The organism is Cupriavidus sp. OV096 (assembly GCF_900115455.1).
Classification (GTDB): Bacteria; Pseudomonadota; Gammaproteobacteria; order Burkholderiales; family Burkholderiaceae; genus Cupriavidus.
The window spans coordinates 178,078-194,776 of record NZ_FOWM01000008.1; the positions used below are offsets into that span (position 1 = coordinate 178,078).

The 16,699-nt window shown below is 67.9% G+C and carries 15 protein-coding genes; 5 read left to right on the forward strand and 10 right to left on the reverse strand.

The annotated features are described in order from the left end of the window. Positions 1–2: 2 nt before the first annotated feature. Together BM115_RS27325 and BM115_RS18690 are read right to left on the reverse strand one after the other, a co-directional pair. Entirely contained in the window at positions 3–761 is a 759-nt protein-coding gene (locus tag BM115_RS27325) for a hypothetical protein (protein WP_177219962.1), read from the reverse strand. A 12-nt stretch (positions 762–773) separates the two neighbouring features. Continuing rightward, on the reverse strand, positions 774–1,718 hold the full coding sequence (locus BM115_RS18690; RefSeq protein ID WP_092297299.1) for a hypothetical protein: 945 nt from the start codon (positions 1,716–1,718) through the stop codon (positions 774–776). 235 nt (positions 1,719–1,953) lie between these two features. Here BM115_RS18690 and BM115_RS18695 point away from each other — a divergent pair, with 235 nt between their 5' ends. Next, entirely contained in the window at positions 1,954–2,418 is a 465-nt protein-coding gene (locus tag BM115_RS18695) for a RidA family protein (RefSeq protein ID WP_092297302.1), read from the forward strand. Positions 2,419–2,441: 23 nt separating this feature from the next. On the opposite strand, the gene BM115_RS18700 is transcribed toward BM115_RS18695, so the two are convergent. The 5 genes from BM115_RS18700 to BM115_RS18720 form a co-directional block, all read right to left on the reverse strand. Continuing rightward, positions 2,442–3,737 carry a CaiB/BaiF CoA transferase family protein gene (locus tag BM115_RS18700; RefSeq protein ID WP_092297305.1) on the reverse strand — a complete coding sequence of 432 codons (1,296 nt, stop codon included), beginning with the start codon at positions 3,735–3,737 and terminating at the stop codon, positions 2,442–2,444. Positions 3,738–3,742: 5 nt separating this feature from the next. Next, positions 3,743–4,900, reverse strand: a complete 1,158-nt coding sequence (locus BM115_RS18705; RefSeq protein WP_092297308.1) for an acyl-CoA dehydrogenase family protein — start codon at positions 4,898–4,900, stop codon at positions 3,743–3,745. A 27-nt stretch (positions 4,901–4,927) separates the two neighbouring features. Beyond that, positions 4,928–5,908 (reverse strand): Bug family tripartite tricarboxylate transporter substrate binding protein, encoded by a 981-nt coding sequence (locus BM115_RS18710; RefSeq protein WP_092297311.1) that lies wholly within the window; start codon positions 5,906–5,908, stop codon positions 4,928–4,930. Positions 5,909–5,934: 26 nt separating this feature from the next. Next, the gene (locus tag BM115_RS18715; RefSeq protein ID WP_092297314.1) at positions 5,935–7,143 is read right to left on the reverse strand and encodes an acetyl-CoA C-acetyltransferase; all 1,209 of its coding nucleotides are present in this window, start codon (positions 7,141–7,143) and stop codon (positions 5,935–5,937) included. 65 nt (positions 7,144–7,208) lie between these two features. Beyond that, positions 7,209–8,522, reverse strand: a complete 1,314-nt coding sequence (locus tag BM115_RS18720) for an acetyl-CoA hydrolase/transferase family protein (RefSeq protein WP_092297317.1) — start codon at positions 8,520–8,522, stop codon at positions 7,209–7,211. Between the two features lie 248 nt (positions 8,523–8,770). On the opposite strand from BM115_RS18720, the gene BM115_RS18725 reads away from it, so the two are divergent. Together BM115_RS18725 and BM115_RS18730 are read left to right on the forward strand one after the other, a co-directional pair. Then, positions 8,771–9,937 (forward strand): acyl-CoA dehydrogenase family protein, encoded by a 1,167-nt coding sequence (locus BM115_RS18725; protein ID WP_092297320.1) that lies wholly within the window; start codon positions 8,771–8,773, stop codon positions 9,935–9,937. A gap of 99 nt (positions 9,938–10,036) precedes the next feature. Then, on the forward strand, positions 10,037–11,569 hold the full coding sequence (locus BM115_RS18730) for a class I adenylate-forming enzyme family protein (protein ID WP_092297322.1): 1,533 nt from the start codon (positions 10,037–10,039) through the stop codon (positions 11,567–11,569). Between the two features lie 15 nt (positions 11,570–11,584). Here BM115_RS18730 and BM115_RS18735 read toward each other — a convergent pair whose 3' ends face one another. Then, entirely contained in the window at positions 11,585–12,487 is a 903-nt protein-coding gene (locus BM115_RS18735; protein ID WP_092297325.1) for a LysR family transcriptional regulator, read from the reverse strand. A 427-nt stretch (positions 12,488–12,914) separates the two neighbouring features. Here BM115_RS18735 and BM115_RS18740 point away from each other — a divergent pair, with 427 nt between their 5' ends. Together BM115_RS18740 and BM115_RS18745 are read left to right on the forward strand one after the other, a co-directional pair. Next, positions 12,915–13,685, forward strand: a complete 771-nt coding sequence (locus tag BM115_RS18740) for an alpha/beta fold hydrolase (protein WP_092297328.1) — start codon at positions 12,915–12,917, stop codon at positions 13,683–13,685. A 66-nt stretch (positions 13,686–13,751) separates the two neighbouring features. Next, positions 13,752–14,654 (forward strand): ketopantoate reductase family protein, encoded by a 903-nt coding sequence (locus BM115_RS18745; protein ID WP_092297331.1) that lies wholly within the window; start codon positions 13,752–13,754, stop codon positions 14,652–14,654. A 40-nt stretch (positions 14,655–14,694) separates the two neighbouring features. Here BM115_RS18745 and BM115_RS18750 read toward each other — a convergent pair whose 3' ends face one another. Both BM115_RS18750 and BM115_RS18755 read right to left on the reverse strand, forming a co-directional pair. Further along, positions 14,695–16,197 carry a tripartite tricarboxylate transporter permease gene (locus BM115_RS18750; RefSeq protein WP_092297334.1) on the reverse strand — a complete coding sequence of 501 codons (1,503 nt, stop codon included), beginning with the start codon at positions 16,195–16,197 and terminating at the stop codon, positions 14,695–14,697. A 10-nt stretch (positions 16,198–16,207) separates the two neighbouring features. Beyond that, a complete protein-coding gene (locus BM115_RS18755; RefSeq protein ID WP_092297337.1) occupies positions 16,208–16,669 on the reverse strand; it encodes a tripartite tricarboxylate transporter TctB family protein in 462 nt (153 codons plus the stop codon). Between the last annotated feature and the right edge of the window lie 30 nt (positions 16,670–16,699).

The window sequence follows — 16,699 nt, forward strand, 5'->3', positions numbered from 1 at the left end:
GCCTACGCGAGCAAGCCGGTGATAACGCCCACCGCCCTGGTGGCACGATCGATCAGTTGCGACGCCTTGGTCAGGACGTCGGTAGCCTGGCGCATCTCCTGCGCCGTGCGCGTGATGTCGCTGGTGATGGCCGCGAGCTGCGCCAGGCTGGCGCGCACGGCATCTGACTCCAGGATGTCTCGCAGCCGCAGTTGCGCCAGGGCGTCGAGTTGGTCGGTGATATCGACCAGACTGGTCTGGAGGTTGGTGCGCTCGGTATCCGTGGACGCGAGGCCGATGCGGCGCAACAGCTCGCGCTGGGCCTCGGTCAGCGCGGTCAGCGTCTGGTCGCGGGCGGCGTTCAGGCGCGCGCGGGGGGAATCCTCGATGGGCTGGGGCGCGCCGAAGGGTATCGGGGCGGCGGGGCGCTGGGGCGCCATGGGGGCGGTCGTCGCGCGCACGTCGCCCGGGATGACCCAGCCATCGGGCAGCGCCTTGCGGCGCCCGTCGAGGAACCAGGTGGCGTCGAACTGGTCCGAGCGCGCCACCATCAACACCAGCACCAGAAAGTAGGCGAAGAAGCCCACCGCGAGGCCCACGCCGTAGTAGCCGAACAGCGTGCCGCTGGCGCCGCCGAACAGCGCCGTCACGGCTGCGCCGCCAATCACGCCCAGCAGCGCGATGAGGTCGCTGAACTGCACATCCCCCTTGCGGTAGCGATTGGTGAAGTACACGAACCAGCCCAGCACCACCCCAAACGCGAAGGCTCCACATTCGGCCATGTCTGTCTCCGATCAGCTCGCAAAGGCTTCCTGAACCGCGCGGGCTTTCTCGCGGAACGTCTTCAGGGCGGTGACCACGGCGGCCACCTGCCGGGTGTCGTCGTTGAGCGCCTGCGCCAGCGCCGCATGCGCCTTGACCATGTCGTCAGCCGCCGCGCGCGCGTTGGTGCGCCGGAGCGTTTCGATGGCATCCGTCTTCGCCTGCAAGGTCGTGAGGGCGGCCGTGTAGTCGTCCGGGCTCATCTTGGCGTTGATCTGGCCGGCCAGGGTCGTGCCTGCCAGCAGCAGCCCGTCGGCACGCGCCTTGCGCAGGGTGTCCAGCGCCTGCCCCATGGCATCGCCCAGCACGGCAACCGGCTCGTTGGCGGCGGTCACGCCGCGCTTGAGCATGTCGAAGCGCCGCTGGTTCAGCGTGGCCACGCCCACGCTGAACGCCAGCCCGGCAATCGCGCCGAACTCGTTCGGCAGCCCCACCTTGGCCGTGTTGGCCAGCCCGGCGAGCGAGCCGGTCAGCTTGGAATTCGCGGCCTCCAGCGCCTCCTGGTCCTGGGCGTTGGTGATGGCGGCGAGGGCATCGGCGTAGTCGCGCAGCGCGTGGATCAGCGGCGCGGCGGAGGTGGACTCGCGCGGGGCCGACTGGCGCGGCGCCATTGCCGGGTCGGCCGGCTGCAGGGCACAGGGCAGCGCGTTATCCGCCGCTGGGGCGGCCGAGACCGTGGCAGGCAGCGCGCAGCCGGGGCTCAGCGCCACGCGCGTGCGCGTTGGCGTCAGTTGTGTCTGCTGGATGACAGCCCGCTCCGCCGCCACGCCCTTGGTGCCGGACTGGTAGGCCGTGGCGAGGTCATTGACCCCGGCGCGGAAGCTCTCGACTTCGGACTTGTAGAGATAGGGCGAGCAGGCGGCGAGGCCGGCGCACAGGCAGGCGGCCAGCATGCCAAGCGGCGTGGATCTGCGCATGCTGGCTCCTTTGGCCGGGAATCTCATCAGGGATAGATGATAAAAATGCCAAAGGAAACATTTCTGTGTTCGGTGGCGAACGGAAGCAAATCGGCGTGTGCGCTTTGCGGGGCCGGCCCGGGCGGACTTGTTCCGCCGTGTATCAATTCAAGTTCTGCCCAGCGGGTTTATCGGCACATGGCGCGCTCCTATAGTGGCTTCCAAGGAACCGCTGTATCGATATAGGAGCTTGATCATGACCGTTGAATCCAGACTCGCCGCGCGCGGCCTGACGCTGCCGCCGCCCCCGCAGCCGCTGGGCAGCTATACCGCCGTCAGCCGTGCCGGCGACCTGCTGTTCATTTCCGGCCAGCTGCCGTTGCAGGACGGCAAGGTGGTCTGGCAGGGCCAGGTCGGCAAGGACCTGACCGTGGCGCAGGGCCGGCAGGCGGCCGAGCTGGCCGCCCTGAACGTGCTGGCGCAGATCCACGCCCATCTGGGCGGGTTCGACCGGCTCGATCACATCGTCCGGCTGGAAGGGCATGTGACGAGCGCGCCGGGGTCGTTCGACCAGCCGGCGGTGCTCGACGGCGCGTCCGACTTCTTCGCCGAGGTGCTGGGCGAACGCGCCGGCCATGCCCGCGCCGCCTATTCCCAGACCCAGCAGCCCGGCAATGCGGCGGTGATCCTGGTGGTGATCGCGCAGGTCAAGGGCGCCTGACCGGGGATTTTGTCGGCGTGCCGCTACACCACGCCCCTGGCCCGCAGCGCGGCCACGTCCTGCGGGGCGAGTTGCAGGTAGTCGCGCAGGACCTCATCCGTATGCTGGCCCAGCGCCGGTGGCGCGTAGCGCAGCGTGGTGGGCGTGTCCGAGAGCCGCAGCGGGCTGGCGGTGGTGCGCACGCGGCTGACCGGGTCGCCGGCACGCGGTTCGTCGGCCCGATAGCGTTCCTGCTCGATCTGCAGGCCACGGTGCTGCACGTGCGGATCGGCGAACGCCTGCTCGACGTTGTTGATGGGGCCGCACGGCACGGACTTGGCTTCCAGCAGGCGGATCCAGTCGTTCGTGGGCTTGCCGCGCGTGACGGCGACCATCATCGGGATCAGCGTCTTGCGGTGGGTCACGCGGGCGCTGTTGGTGGCGAAGCGCGCGTCCGTCGCCCAGTCGACCTCGGCGGCCTCGCAGAAGCGGGCGAACTGGCCGTCGTTGCCGATGGCGAGCAGCATGTTGCCATCGGCTGTCGGGAAGTCCTGATAGGGCACCACGCTCGGATGCACATTGCCCTGCCGCGTGGGCACGTTGCCGGCGTTCAGGAAGCCGGCGCCCTGGTTGGCCAGCACCGCCATGGCGACGTCCAGCAGCGCCACGTCGATGCACTGGCCGCGCCCGGTGTGGTGGCGGGCTTCCAGCGCGCCGAGGATGGCCGTGGTGGCGTACATGCCGGTGAACAGGTCGATCACGGCCACGCCCACCTTCATCGGGCCGCCGCCGGGCTCGCCGTCCGCATGGCCGGTGATGCTCATCAGCCCGCTCATGGCCTGCACCAGCAGGTCGTAGCCGGGGCGGGCCGCGTACGGGCCGGTCTGGCCGAAGCCGGTGATCGAGCAGTAGATCAGGCGCGGATTCAGCGCGCTGAGCGTCTCGTAGTCGAGCCCGTAGCGCTTGAGGCCGCCGGTCTTGAAGTTCTCGACCACCACGTCGCTCTGCTTGGCCAGCTCGCGGATCATGGCCTGGCCCTCGGGCGTGGACATATCCACGGTCACCGAGCGCTTGTTGCGGTTGCACGCCGCGAAGTAGCTGGCCTGGGCGGTCGGGCCGTCATCGCCGGTAAGGTAGGGCGGGCCCCAGAGGCGGGTGTCGTCGCCTTCGGCCGGCTTCTCGATCTTGATGACGTCGGCGCCCATGTCGGCCAGGTTCTGGGTGCACCAGGGGCCGGCGAGCACGCGCGAGAGGTCCAGCACGCGCAGGTGGCTGAGGGCGCCGGTCTGCGGGGACGGGTGGGGTAGGTCGGGGTGGATCTGGGCTTGGGGTGTGGTCATGGGGCTCAGCCGTTGCGCGCGTCGCGGATCATGTTGCGGGCGATGATGACCTGCTGGATCTGCGTCGTGCCTTCGTAGAGGCGGAACAGGCGCACGTCGCGGTAGAAGCGCTCGATGCCGTACTCGGCGATATAGCCCGCGCCGCCCAGGATCTGCACCGCGCGGTCCGCCACGCGGCCGACCATTTCAGTGGCGAACAGCTTGCAGCAGGAGGCTTCGGTGGAGACGTTGCGGCCTTCGTCGCGGCGGCGTGCGGCGTCGATCACCATGCACTCGGCGGCGTAGAGTTCGGCCTGGCTGTCTGCCAGCATGGCCTGGATCAGCTGGAAGTCGCAGATCGGCTGGCCGAACTGCTGGCGCTCGACGGCGTAGTTGAGCGCATCCCGCAGCACGCGCTTTGCCACGCCCACGCTGACGGCCGAGATATGCAGGCGGCCCTTGTCCAGCACCTTCATGGCGGTCTTGAAGCCCTGGCCTTCCTTGAGCCCGATCAGGTTGGCAGCCGGCACGCGCACGTTCTCGAAGATCACGTCGCAGGTATGGGCGCCTTTCTGGCCCATCTTCACGTCGCGCTTGCCGAAGCTGATGCCCGCCGACTTCGCATCGACGATAAAGGCTGAGACGCCGGCCGAGCCCTTGATCGACGGATCGGTGCGCGCCATCAGCGTGAACATGCCGGCCTGCGGCGCGTTGGTGATGAAGCGCTTGGTGCCGTTGACGACGTAGTCGTCGCCGTCCCGTACGGCGGAGGTGCGCAGCGAGCCGGCGTCCGAGCCGGCGTCCGGCTCGGTCAGCGCGAACGAGGCGAGGATCTCGCCCGTAGCCAGCCGGGGCAGCCAGGCGGCCTGCTGCTCGGGCGTGCCATCCATCAGAATGCCCTGCGAGCCGATGCCGACCGTGGTGCCCAGCAGCGAGCGGAAGGCCGGCGCGGTCTGGCACAGCTCCATCACCACGCGGGCCTCTTCCTCCATGGTCAGTTCCAGGCCGCCGAAGCGCTCGGGAATGGTCATGCCGAACAGGCCCATCTCGCGCATGTCCTGCACGATGTCCTGGGGGATTTCGTCGGTCTCGGCCACGAGTGCCTCGGCCGGGACCAGCCGCTCGCGCACAAAGCGGCGCACGCTGTCGAGCAGGGCTTCGAGGGTGTCGTTATCGCGGATCATGGTTGGTCGTCCTTTGCTTCGTCTCGGTCAGTCAAGTGTCACGCCCTGCAGCACGCTGGCCCATTGGGTGCGTTCGCGTGCGGCGGTGTTGACGAGATCCTCGGTGGTGCCGTTCCACTGCTCGTAGCCCAGTTCGGCGTAGCGCTTGCGCAGGTCCGGGTCGGCCACGGCGTGCTTCACGGCGGCGGTCAGCTTCTGGGTGACCTCGGGCGTCAGGCCCTTGGGCGCGTAGACGGCGTACCAGCCGCCGGCCTCGTAGTCCTTCAGGCCGGCAATGCCGGATTCGCGGAAGGTGGGCACGTTGGGCAGCGCCGGGCTGCGGTTGGGCGAGCCCACGGCGATGGCGCGGACCTTGCCGCCGTTCACGTAGCCGCTGGCGGTGCTGATGATGTCGAACAGCATGTCGATCTGGCCGCCGATGGTGTCCGTCATGGCCGGCGCGTTGCCCTTGTACGGGATGTGGTTCAGCTCGACATTGGCCTGCCGGGCGAACAGCGCGGCGGCCACGTGGTTGGAGCTGCCCACGCCCGACGACCCGTAGCTGAGCTTGCCCGGATGGGCCTTGGCGTAGCTGACCAGTTCCTTGGTGGAGGTGAACGGCTCGCTGTTGTTGACCACCAGCATGTTGTAGTAGCGGGCCACCGGGGCGATCGGCGTGAGGTCCTTGGCCGGATCGAACGGCATGCGCTTCATGATGTTGGGGGCGACCGTGATGCCGGCGCTGGCCGCGAACCACAGCGTGTTGCCGTCGGTCTTGGCGCGCACGACCTCGTGGCCGGCCAGCGTGGCGTTGGCGCCGGGCTTGTTGTCCACCACCACCGTGGCGTTGAGGGCCTTGCCGAGCGCGGCGGCGAACAGCCGCGCGCCCTGGTCAGCCGGGCCGCCGGCCGCGTAGCCCACCACGAGGCGGACCGGCGGGTTGGACTGGGCCATGGCAGCGCCCGCGCCCAGCACGGCGGCGCCAACGATCAGGCCCGAAAGCAAGGTCCGTCGAAATGATGTGTGCATGGTTGTCTCCTTCATCCTTCTTGTTGTCAGTAGCGCTCGAAAACGGCCGCAATGCCCTGGCCGCCGCCGATGCACATGGTTTCCAGGCCGTAGCGGCCGCCCCGGCGTTGCAGTTCGTGCAGCAGCGTGGTCAGGATGCGCACGCCCGTGGCGCCAATCGGATGGCCGAGCGAAATGCCCGAGCCGTTGACGTTGAGCTTGCTGTCGATCTCGCCCTGGTCCTGCCAGTTCCAGCCCTTCAGCACGGCCAGCACCTGGCAGGCGAAGGCTTCGTTGAGTTCGACCAGATCCATCTGGTCCAGCCGCAGGTTCAGGCGGGCCAGCAGCTTCTTCACGGCCGGCACCGGGCCGATGCCCATGTGCGAGGGCTCGCAGCCGGCGGCGGCCCAGCCCACCAGCGTGGCCATCGGCGTCAGGCCCAGTTCGGCCAGCTTGTCTTCGGCCACGATCAGGCAGGCGGCGGAGGCGTCGTTCTGCTGGCTGGCATTGCCGGCGGTCACGGTGCCGCCCGGCATCAGCGCGCGCAGCTTGCCGAGGGATTCGGTGGTGGATTCGGGGCGATAGCCCTCGTCACGGGCGAAGCGCAGGGCCTCGCCCTTGCGCTGCGGCACGGAGACGGGAACGATCTCGGCGTCGAAGCGGCCGGCTTCCCACGCGGCGGCGGCGCGCTGGTGGCTGCGCAGCGCGAAGGCGTCCGCGGCTTCGCGGCTGATGCCGTAGTCGCGCGCCAGGTTCTCGGCGGTTTCGATCATCCCGGAGATCTCGCCGAAGCGGGACACCGGCTGGGAGCGCTCGCGGCCCCGGTCGAGCCGGTCGTAGAAGCGGACGTTGCCCGAGCGCGCGCCCCAGCGCATATCGGTGGTGTAGTACTCGATATTGCTCATGCTCTCCACGCCGCCCGCGATGACCACGTCGGCGGCGCCGCTCTGCACCATCATCGACGCCGTGACCACGGCCTGCAAGCCGCCCCCGCAGCGGCGGTCGAGCTGCATGCCTGGCACCTCCACCGGCAGGCCGGCCTGCAGCGCGGCCCAGCGGCCCACGCAGGGGACTTCGCTGTTGGCGTAGGACTGGGCGAACACCACATCGTCGATGCGCGCGGGGTCGATGCCGCTGCGCTCCACCACGGCACGCACGGTGGTGGCGGCCAGTTCCTCGACGGGCACCGGGCGCAGGCTGCCGCCGAAGGTGCCAACCGGGGTGCGGACGGGGGTAACGATTGCGGCTCTGCGCATGGTGGGTCTCCTGTGGATCTGGTCTGGGATGGAAATCGGTGGGAATCGATAGGAATCGATAGCAATCAGGCGGCGGCCGGCACGGTGACGAACGCGGCGCCGCACTGGCGCAGCAGTGCGTGGGCCTGGCGGTCCAGCGCCTCGCGGTGTTCCGGCGCGGCGATGTCGATCATGCGGCGCACGCGCTGCGACAGCGGCAGCCCGCGCAGGTCGGCCACGCCGTATTCGGTGACGATGAGCCCGGCGTCCGATCTGGCCGTGCTGACCGGTCCGGATAGCTGCGCGACGATGCGGCTGGCGCCCTTCGCGGTCGCCGGCAGCGCGATGATCGGCAGGCCGCCGTGGCTGCGCGCGGCACCGCGCAGGAAGTCCGCGGCGCCGCCCACGGCGCCCATGTAGACGCCGCCGGCTACCTCGGCATTGATCTGGCCGGTCAGGTCCACCTCGATGGCGCCGTTGATGGCCGCCAGCTTGTGCTGGCGCGCCAGTACCTCGGGATCGTGGGTGTAGGTGGTTTCGCGCAGCTGCAGCAGCGGGTTGCGATGTGCCCAGCGGCGCAGGCGCTCGCTGCCCATCAGGATGCCGCCGATGCCGACGCCGGTATCGACAGTCTTGCGTGCGTGCGTCAGCGCCCCGGACTCGGCCAGCGCCACCACGCCATCGCCCACGGCGCCGCTGTGCAGGCCCAGGTCACGGTGGCCGTGCAGCGCCGCCAGCACCGCTTCGGGCAGGTTGCCGATGCCCATCTGCAGCGTGGCGCCGTCCTCGATCCGGCCGGCGATGTGGCGGGCAATCGCCAGTTCCACCTCGGAGGGCGCGCCGCGTTCGAGGTCGATTGGCGCATATTGCGCATCGACGGTCAGGGCGATGTCGTCGGCGGTCAGGTAGCGGCTGCCATGGGTCCACGGGACGTCCGGGTTGACCTCGGCGATGATCACGCGTGCCCGATCCAGCACGGCGGGGAGGTATTCGTGCACCAGCCCGAGGCTATGGCGGCCCTCCGTGTCGGCGGGGGAGACCTGCACCAGCGCCACGTCCACCGGCAGCGTGCCGGACCGGATCAGCCCGGGCAGGTGGGAGTAATGGCACGGCACGATGTCCAGCAGGCCGGCGCGGGCCAGTTGGCGGTGCGGGCCGCTGGCGGCGTAGCCGAAGAAGTCGATCACATCGGACTGGTCCGGCCGGAGCGTGTCTGACTGGCCGATGCCGACGAAGACACCCAGCCGCCCACCCTGGGCGATGGCGTGCCGATGGGCCACCAGCGCCCGCGTGAGCGTCAGCGGCTCGGCGGTGGCCTGGCCCCACCAGATGCGGTCGCCGGGGCGGATCAGGGCGCGCAGCGCGGCGGCCAGCGAGTGGGCATCCGAGTGGGCATCCATTTCCGGCGTGTCTCCTGTTTGTCATTTTTTGGTATGGGCTGGAGCATGTTGGCATTTGCGCGCCGGCGCTATTTGAGAATGCCAATGGCGGACTTCGCCTGTTGCGAAATCAGCGTGCCGGCGCGGGTTGGCGGGCTGCCTGGCGGGCTGCCTTCTGCTCCGGCAAAGGCCCGGTTCCGCAAACGTTGATTGCGCCACACGCCAAACCTCGCGAGCATGGCAACGCCAACAAAAGCGGGAGACGCGCCATGATCGAACAGACCCAATCGAATAACTTCCAGGAAATCCGGGACGCCGTGCGCAGCCTCTGCGCGGAGTTCCCCGACGAGTACTTCCGCAAGATCGACGAGCAGCGGGCCTATCCGGAAGCCTTTGTCAACGCGCTGACCGACGCCGGCTGGCTGGCGGCGCTGATTCCGCAGGAATATGGCGGCTCGGGGCTTGGCCTGACGGAAGCGTCGGTGATCATGGAGGAGATCAACCGATGCGGCGGCAACTCGGGCGCCTGCCACGGCCAGATGTACAACATGGGCACGCTGCTGCGCCACGGCTCGGACGCGCAGAAGCAGAAGTACCTGCCGAAGATCGCCTCGGGCGAGTGGCGCCTGCAGTCCATGGGCGTGACCGAGCCGACTACCGGCACCGACACCACCAAGATCAAGACCCGGGCCATCAAGAAGGACGGCCGCTACGTGGTCAATGGCCAGAAGGTGTGGATCAGCCGCGTGCAGCACAGCGACTTCATGATCCTGCTGGCGCGCACCACGCCGCTGGACGAGGTGAAGAAGAAGAGCGAAGGCATGTCGATCTTCCTGGTGGACCTGCACGAGGCCCAGAAGAAGGGCATGGTGGTGCGCCCGATCCCGAACATGGTCAACCACGAGACCAACGAGCTGTTCTTCGAGGACCTGGAGATCCCCGAGGAGAACCTGATCGGCGAGGAAGGCAAGGGCTTCAAGTACATCCTCGACGGCCTGAACGCCGAGCGTACGCTGATCGCCGCCGAGTGCATCGGCGACGGCTACTGGTTCATGGACCGCGTGACCAAGTACGTGACCGAGCGCCAGGTCTTCGACCGGCCCATCGGGCGGAATCAGGGCGTGCAGTTCCCGATTGCCGAGTCGTTCATCGAACTGGAAGCCGCCAACCTGATGCGCTGGAAGGCCTGCGAACTGTACGACGCGCACGAGCCGATGGGCGCGCAGGCCAATATGGCCAAGTACCTGGCCGCCAAGGCGAGCTGGGAGGCGGCCAACGTGTGCCTGCAGTTCCACGGCGGCTTCGGCTTCGCCTGCGAGTACGACATCGAGCGCAAGTTCCGCGAGACGCGCCTCTATCAGGTGGCGCCGATCTCCACGAATCTGATCTACTCCTATGTGGCGGAGCACATCCTGGGCCTGCCGCGCTCGTTCTGAGCGGCAATCGACCTTGTCCGTTGCACGCCAGATGCACCGCCCCTACACTGGCGGCACTCAAGCCAAAGCCAGCCTTCATTGATCGAGGAAGACCCAGACATGTGTTCGGACCGAACCCCCGCCCAACGCATCAGCGACATCCCCCGTCACTGGGCGCTCGCCACGCCTGACCGCCCGGCGGTGGTGGAGGAAGGGCGCGCCGTGTCTTATGGCGAACTCTGGGCCGATATCGAGGCCGCGCAGCAGTACCTGCGCACGCAGGGCGTGGCCGGCGGCGACCGGGTGATGATCGTCGCCGAGAACTCGCTGTCCGTGGTGACGCTGCTGTTCGCGCTGTCGGAGATCGGCGCGTGGCCGGTGGTGGTCAATGCGCGGCTGTCCGAGCGGGAGGTGGAGGTCATCCGCGCGCATTGCCGGCCCCGGCTGATGCTGTTCACCCATGGCGCCTCGCCCGATGCCCTGCGGCACGGCGTGACCTACCGCGCCCGGGAAACCGCGCCGCCGGGCCTGGGCCCGCTGATGGCCGGCGCGGTGGACCCTACCAGCGAGCGCGTGCCTGAGGCACTGGCGCAGGAAGTGGCGGCGCTGATCTACACCTCGGGCACCACCGGCCAGCCGAAGGGGGTGATGGTGTCGCATCGCGGCCTGCTGCACTTCGCGCGGGTCACCGTGGCGTCGCGGCGCATGGCGCCGGACGACTGCGCCTACGCGGTCATGCCGATGTCGCACATCTTCGGCATGGGCACGGTGCTGCTCGCCACCTTCCAGGCGGGCGCCAGCCTGTACCTGTCGTCCCGCTTCAATGCGGCCGATGTGACGCAGGCCATCGAAGCCGGGTCGATTTCGATCCTGCAAGGCGTGCCGACGATGTTCCACCGCATCCTCGCCCATCTGCGGGCGGCCGGGGTGCAACGGCTGGCCTCCACCCGGCTGCGCTATTTGTATACCGGCGGCGGGCCGCTCGACCCCACGCTCAAGCAGGAAGTGGAGGGCATGTTCGGCCAGCCGCTGCATCACGGCTACGGCATGACCGAGTACGCCGGCTCGCTGTTCGTCACCCATATGGATCGCCCGCGCACCGATTGCGCGGCGGGGGAGATCGTGGAAGGGGCCGAAGTGCGGTTGATCGGCGCGGATGGCCAGCCGGTGGAGACGGGCACGCCGGGCGAAATCTGGGTCCGGGGGCCGGGTGTCATGCTTGGCTACTATCTGGCGCCGGAACTGACCAGGCAAGTCATCGACGCGGACGGCTGGCTTAATACCGGCGATATCGGCCGGCTCGGGCCGGACGGCGCGCTATACATCGTCGGCCGGACCAAGGACCTGATCATCCGCTCGGGCTTCAACGTCTATCCGATCGAGGTGGAGTCGGTGCTGAACGCCCATCCGGCGGTGCTGGTGTCGGCGGTGGTCGGCGTGCCGACGTCGGACGGCAACGAGGAAGTGGTGGCCTTCGTCGAGATCAAGGAAGGGGAAGCCTTCGATGCCGATGCGCTGCGTGCCTTCGTGATGGATCGGCTGTCGCCCTACAAGCGGCCGGAGCGCTACCTGCGCCTGGGCGCGATTCCGAAGACGGCCAGCGGCAAGCTGCTCAAGCACCAGCTGCGGGAAATGCTGGCCGTGCAGGGGTAGGCGCCCGCCGCCACGTTAGTCCTGGCGGCCCTGGCCGTCCTCGACCAGCAGATCGACCAGCTTGCGGGCGAACAGCGGCAGCGCCGCCAGATCCGCCACGCAGATCTGGAGCCGGCGCTCCGCCCAGTCGTCCTCAAGCTGGACAATGCTCAGCGCCATCGACTTGGCGTGCCGGACGGCCGTGCTCTCCGGCAGCACGCCAATGCCCACGTTCGCCTCGATCATCCGGCAGGCCGTCTCGAAATTGCTGACCTGCACCCGCCAGCGCAGCGAGCGCTGGAGGTCAGCGGCGGCGCCTTGCAGGAAGGTATGGATGGCGCTGGCCTCGGGCAGGCCGATGATGTCGTACTTCAGCGCCTCGATGAAGCCCACGCGCTTGCGCTGCGCCAGCGGGTGGCTGAGTGCCACCGCCAGCACGAGGCGGTCATTCCGGTAGGGCATCATCTCCACCCCTTCGGCACGGAGATTCCCCGCGACGATGCCGATATCGACGGCGCCTTCCTGCACCGCACGCAGAATGTGCGGACTGAGGCGCTCCTGCATGTCGATCGTCACATCAGGATGATTCACCAGATAGGTCCGCAGCACGGCGGGCAGGTACTCGCTCATCGCCGTGGTATTGGCGAACACGCGCACATGGCCCTTCACGCCGGACGCGTACTCCTGAAGGTCGCCACTGAGCTGTTCGAGCTGGCGAATCACGCGCCGCGCATGGGCCAGCAGCGTCTCCCCGGCGCCGGTGACCTTCACCCCATGGCTGCTCCGGCTCAGCAGCTTCACGCCTACGTGTTCCTCCAGATTCTTGATCCGGGTACTGGCCGCCGCGAGCGAGAGGTGGGAGCGTTCGGCGCCGCGAGTGAGGCTGCTGGCCTCCGCGATATGGGTGAAAAGCTTCAGGTCAACGAGATCAAAGCGCACGAGCGGGTCCCTGGCGGCGGGGCCGCGTCCAGGATCGAAATATGAAGTGGGGGGATTTTGCGCTTGCATCCCGCCCAATGCAAAGGCGCGGAATGCCTGTTCTGCCTTGCAGTATTTCGCGCCGAGCCCCCGCAACCTTTGTAGCGAATCAGGCACCTTTCGCGGAGGCGCCTGCTGCAAAAGGCGCTTCAGCGCATCGCGCGGCGGATTCCGGTAGCATCCGGCTCGCTGTGGATCGGGCACTGCGGATGCGGGGAGCCGAGCCTTTGTATCGGCATGTATCCGGGCTGTCCGCCGATACATCCGCATACCCATCCACGCATTCATCACACGGGGGCGATACATGGGCGCGATTCAATGCACGCATGGCAGACGGCAGCCACGCAACGCCGCCGCCTGTGTCCCATCACCCATTGAAAGGATCGACATGTTGACTCGCACGCTTGCATCGCTGGCCGTCGCGGCCCTCGCTTTCTCGGCCGGTTCGGCCGCCTACGCAGCAGAGAAGGCCCCCACCTCGGTCGTGATCGTGCACGGCGCGTTTGCCGATGGCTCCGACTGGGCCAAGGTCATTCCGCTGCTGCAGGCCAAGGGTGTCAGGGTGCAGGCCGTGCAGAACGGGCTCAACTCGCTGGCGGACGACGTGGCGGCCACGCGCCGCGCCATCAACAACCAACCCGGCAAAGTCGTGCTGGTCGGCCATTCGTGGGGCGGTACGGTGATTACCGAGGCGGGCGCCGTCGACAAGGTGTCCGCGCTCGTCTACGTGGCCGCCTTCGCACCGGATGCGGGCCAGTCCACGGAGGAAGCGGGCAAGGCTCACCCGCCCGCGCCGGGTATCGGCAAGATCGTCGCCGATGCGGAGGGCTACCTCTCGCTGCCGCCCGAGGCGCTGGCCAGCGATTTCGCGCAGGACGTGCCGGCCGCTCAGGCGCGCGTCATGGCCGCCACGCAGGGCCCGATCCAGGCGAAGGCGTTTGGCGAGAAGACCACCGTCGCCGCATGGACCACGCGGCCTTCCTGGTACATCGTCAGCCAGAACGACCGGATGATCCCGCCCGCGCTGGAACGTGAAATGGCCAAGAAGATCGGCGCGAAGGTGACGACGCTGCCGACCAGCCACGTGCCGCAGCAGTCCCGGCCGGCCGATGTGGCGAAGGTCATTCTCGACGCCGTGCAGACGGTGCAGAAGCAGTAAGACAGTAAGGCAGGCGGCAGGGCAGTCCGCTGCGCAGGCATTCCCAAACCATGCGAGGAACGACACATGAAAATCGCGGTGATTGGCGCAGGTGCGGTGGGCTGCTTCTATGGCGGGATGCTGGCGCGGGCCGGTCAGGATGTGGTGCTGATTGGCAGGCCGCGGCATGTCGATGCCATCCGGGCGCGTGGCCTGCGATTCGAATCCAGGCTGTTCGATGAACAGGTGACCATCGCGGCAAGCGCCAACGCGGCGTCCGTGGAGGACGCCGATATCGTGCTGGTCTGCGTGAAATCCGTCGACACCGAGCAGGTTGCCGACGAGATCCGCAGCCACTTGAAGCGCGAAGCGCTGGTCGTGTCCCTGCAGAATGGCATCGACAACGCAGGACAGCTGGAGCAGGTGCTGGCACGCCCAGTGATACCCGCCGCCGTCTACGTCGCCAGCGAGATGGCCGGCGATGGGCACCTCCGGCATCACGGCCGGGGTGACCTGGTGATCGGGCAGGAGCAGGGCAGCGAGCTGGTGGCGCGCCTGTTCCACGACGCCGGCGTGCCCACGGTGGTCTCGGCCAATGTGGCGCGCGCACTCTGGGAGAAGCTGATCCTGAACTGCGCCTACAACGCGCTGTCCGCGATCGTCAACCTGCCCTACGGCGAGATTCGCGGCGTGGCGTCCGCCGAGGAAGCGATGCGCAACCTCATCGCGGAGTGTCTTGCGGTAGCGCACGCCGAAGGCGTCGACATCGACCTCGATGCGGATGGCCAGCTTGAACGGATTCGCCGCACCATCCCTCTTGGCCAGTACTCGTCGATGGCGCAGGACTTCACCCGGGGCCGCGCCAGCGAGATCGCGGCCCTGAACGGCGCCATCGTCCGGCGCGGCAACGCGCGGGGCGTGCCGACACCGGTCAACCAGATCATCGTGGCATTGGTGGAACTGCTGGAAAGCCAGCACCCCCAGAAGTGACAAACGCGGACAGCGCCTGACGGCCTGTCCGCGTTCGCGTTTACTCCTCCTGGAATGCCTCCTCGCGCTTGGCCTTGATCGCGGGCAGCGCCACGACTGCCACCAGCGCCGCGGCCGCTATCAACAGCCCGAGCGACAACGGACGCGTCGTGAACACCGTGTAGTCGCCGCGCGACAGCAGCAAGGTGCGCCGGAAATTCTCCTCCATCATCGGCCCGAGCACAAAGCCGAGCAGCAGCGGCGCCGGCTCGCACTTCAGCTTATGGAACACATAGCCGATGAGGCCGCAAGCCGCTGCGGCGAAGACATCGAACACCGTGTTGTTGACCGAGTACACGCCGATGCTGCAGAACACGAGGATGGCCGGATAAAGGAAGCGATACGGCACCGTCAGGAGCTTGACCCAGACGCCGATCAGCGGCAGGTTCAGCACCACCAGCATCAGGTTGCCGATCCACATGGAAGCAATCAGGCCCCAGAACAGCGCCGGGTTGCTGGTCATCACCTGCGGGCCGGGCTGGATGTTGTGGATCGTCATCGCGCCCACCATCAGCGCCATCACGGCGTTGGGCGGAATACCCAGCGTCAGCAGCGGGATGAAGGACGTCTGCGCCGCAGCGTTGTTAGCCGATTCCGGACCCGCCACGCCTTCGATCGCGCCCTTGCCGAACTCATGGGCGTACTTCGATGTCTTCTTCTCCAGCGAGTACGCCGCAAACGAGGCCAGCGAAGCACCGCCGCCCGGCAGGATGCCCAGCGCCGAGCCCAGCAGGGTGCCGCGCAACACCGCCGGGATCATGCGCCGGAAATCCTCCCTGCTCGGGAAGAGTCCGGTGACGCGGTCCGTGAAGGTCTCGCGGTGTTCCTTCTGCTCCAGGTTGGCGATGATCTCGGCAAAGCCGAACAGTCCCATCGCCAGCGCGGTGATGCTGATGCCATCGGTCAGCTCGGGCACATCGAACGAAAACCGCGCGGCGCCGGAGTTCACGTCGGTGCCCACGAGGCCGAGCAGCAGGCCAAGGACGATCATGGCCACTGCCTTGACGAGCGAGCCCGATGCCAATACCACCGCGCCGATCAAACCGAGCACCATCAGCGAGAAGTACTCCGCCGGCCCGAACTTGAACGCCAGCTCGGAGAGCGGCGTGGCAAACGCGGCCAGGATCAGCGTGGCGACGCTGCCCGCGAAGAACGAACCCAGCCCGGCGGTGGCCAGCGCCACGCCGGCACGGCCGCGGCGCGCCATCTGGTAGCCGTCCAGCGTGGTCACCACGGCGGACGACTCGCCCGGCAGGTTGACCAGGATGGCCGTGGTGGAACCGCCGTACTGCGCGCCGTAGTAGATGCCGGCCAGCATGATCAGCGCGGCCACCGGGGGGAGCGTGTACGTGATGGGCAACAGCATGGCGATGGTCGCCAGCGGCCCCAGACCCGGCAGCACGCCGATCAGCGTGCCCAGCACGCAGCCCAGGAAGGCATAGGCCACGTTCTGTAGCGAGAGCGCCGTGGAAAAGCCGAGCGCGAGATGACTGAGCAACTCCATTCCATGGCTCCTAGTTGGTCAGGAACGCCGGCCACACCGGCATCTGCAGGTTGATGCCGTAGACGAATGCCACGGTACTGATCACCACGAGCACCACGGCATTGAGCGCGGCACCCTTCCACGTGAATTCATGGCTGGCCATCGACGAGACGAGCACCAGCGCCAGCACCGACAGCACCATGCCGAGCGGCTTCAGCAGCAGGCCGAACAGGACCACGGAGCCCAGGATCCACAGCAGCGTCTTGATGTCCCAGCGCGCCATGCGATCCGCTTCACCTTCGCGGGACATGGACCCGGCCGCCACCACGGCGCCGAGCAAGGCCAGCACGATGCCGAGCCAGAACGGGAAGTAGCCCGGCCCCATCTTGGCGGCTGTGCCCATGGAGTAGCCACGGGCAACGAAGGAAAAGCTGAGTCCGACGATGACGAACATCAGCCCGGAAAGTAGGTCTGTCTGCCTGCGTATGCGCATGCGAGGTCTCCTTGGGGGCGCGCGGATCGG

What these genes read in the sequence shown, in the direction of transcription:
- BM115_RS18705 (WP_092297308.1), bottom strand. Translation starts at nt 4,900, where the DNA reads ATGATCCGCGATAACGACACCCTCGAAGCCCTGCTCGACAGCGTGCGC.
- BM115_RS18730 (WP_092297322.1), top strand. Translation starts at nt 10,037, where the DNA reads ATGTGTTCGGACCGAACCCCCGCCCAACGCATCAGCGACATCCCCCGT.
- BM115_RS18700 (WP_092297305.1), bottom strand. Translation starts at nt 3,737, where the DNA reads ATGACCACACCCCAAGCCCAGATCCACCCCGACCTACCCCACCCGTCC.
- BM115_RS18690 (WP_092297299.1), bottom strand. Translation starts at nt 1,718, where the DNA reads ATGCGCAGATCCACGCCGCTTGGCATGCTGGCCGCCTGCCTGTGCGCC.
- BM115_RS27325 (WP_177219962.1), bottom strand. Translation starts at nt 761, where the DNA reads ATGGCCGAATGTGGAGCCTTCGCGTTTGGGGTGGTGCTGGGCTGGTTC.
- BM115_RS18755 (WP_092297337.1), bottom strand. Translation starts at nt 16,669, where the DNA reads ATGCGCATACGCAGGCAGACAGACCTACTTTCCGGGCTGATGTTCGTC.
- BM115_RS18720 (WP_092297317.1), bottom strand. Translation starts at nt 8,522, where the DNA reads ATGGATGCCCACTCGGATGCCCACTCGCTGGCCGCCGCGCTGCGCGCC.
- BM115_RS18740 (WP_092297328.1), top strand. Translation starts at nt 12,915, where the DNA reads ATGTTGACTCGCACGCTTGCATCGCTGGCCGTCGCGGCCCTCGCTTTC.
- BM115_RS18725 (WP_092297320.1), top strand. Translation starts at nt 8,771, where the DNA reads ATGATCGAACAGACCCAATCGAATAACTTCCAGGAAATCCGGGACGCC.
- BM115_RS18715 (WP_092297314.1), bottom strand. Translation starts at nt 7,143, where the DNA reads ATGCGCAGAGCCGCAATCGTTACCCCCGTCCGCACCCCGGTTGGCACC.
- BM115_RS18745 (WP_092297331.1), top strand. Translation starts at nt 13,752, where the DNA reads ATGAAAATCGCGGTGATTGGCGCAGGTGCGGTGGGCTGCTTCTATGGC.
- BM115_RS18710 (WP_092297311.1), bottom strand. Translation starts at nt 5,908, where the DNA reads ATGCACACATCATTTCGACGGACCTTGCTTTCGGGCCTGATCGTTGGC.
- BM115_RS18750 (WP_092297334.1), bottom strand. Translation starts at nt 16,197, where the DNA reads ATGGAGTTGCTCAGTCATCTCGCGCTCGGCTTTTCCACGGCGCTCTCG.
- BM115_RS18695 (WP_092297302.1), top strand. Translation starts at nt 1,954, where the DNA reads ATGACCGTTGAATCCAGACTCGCCGCGCGCGGCCTGACGCTGCCGCCG.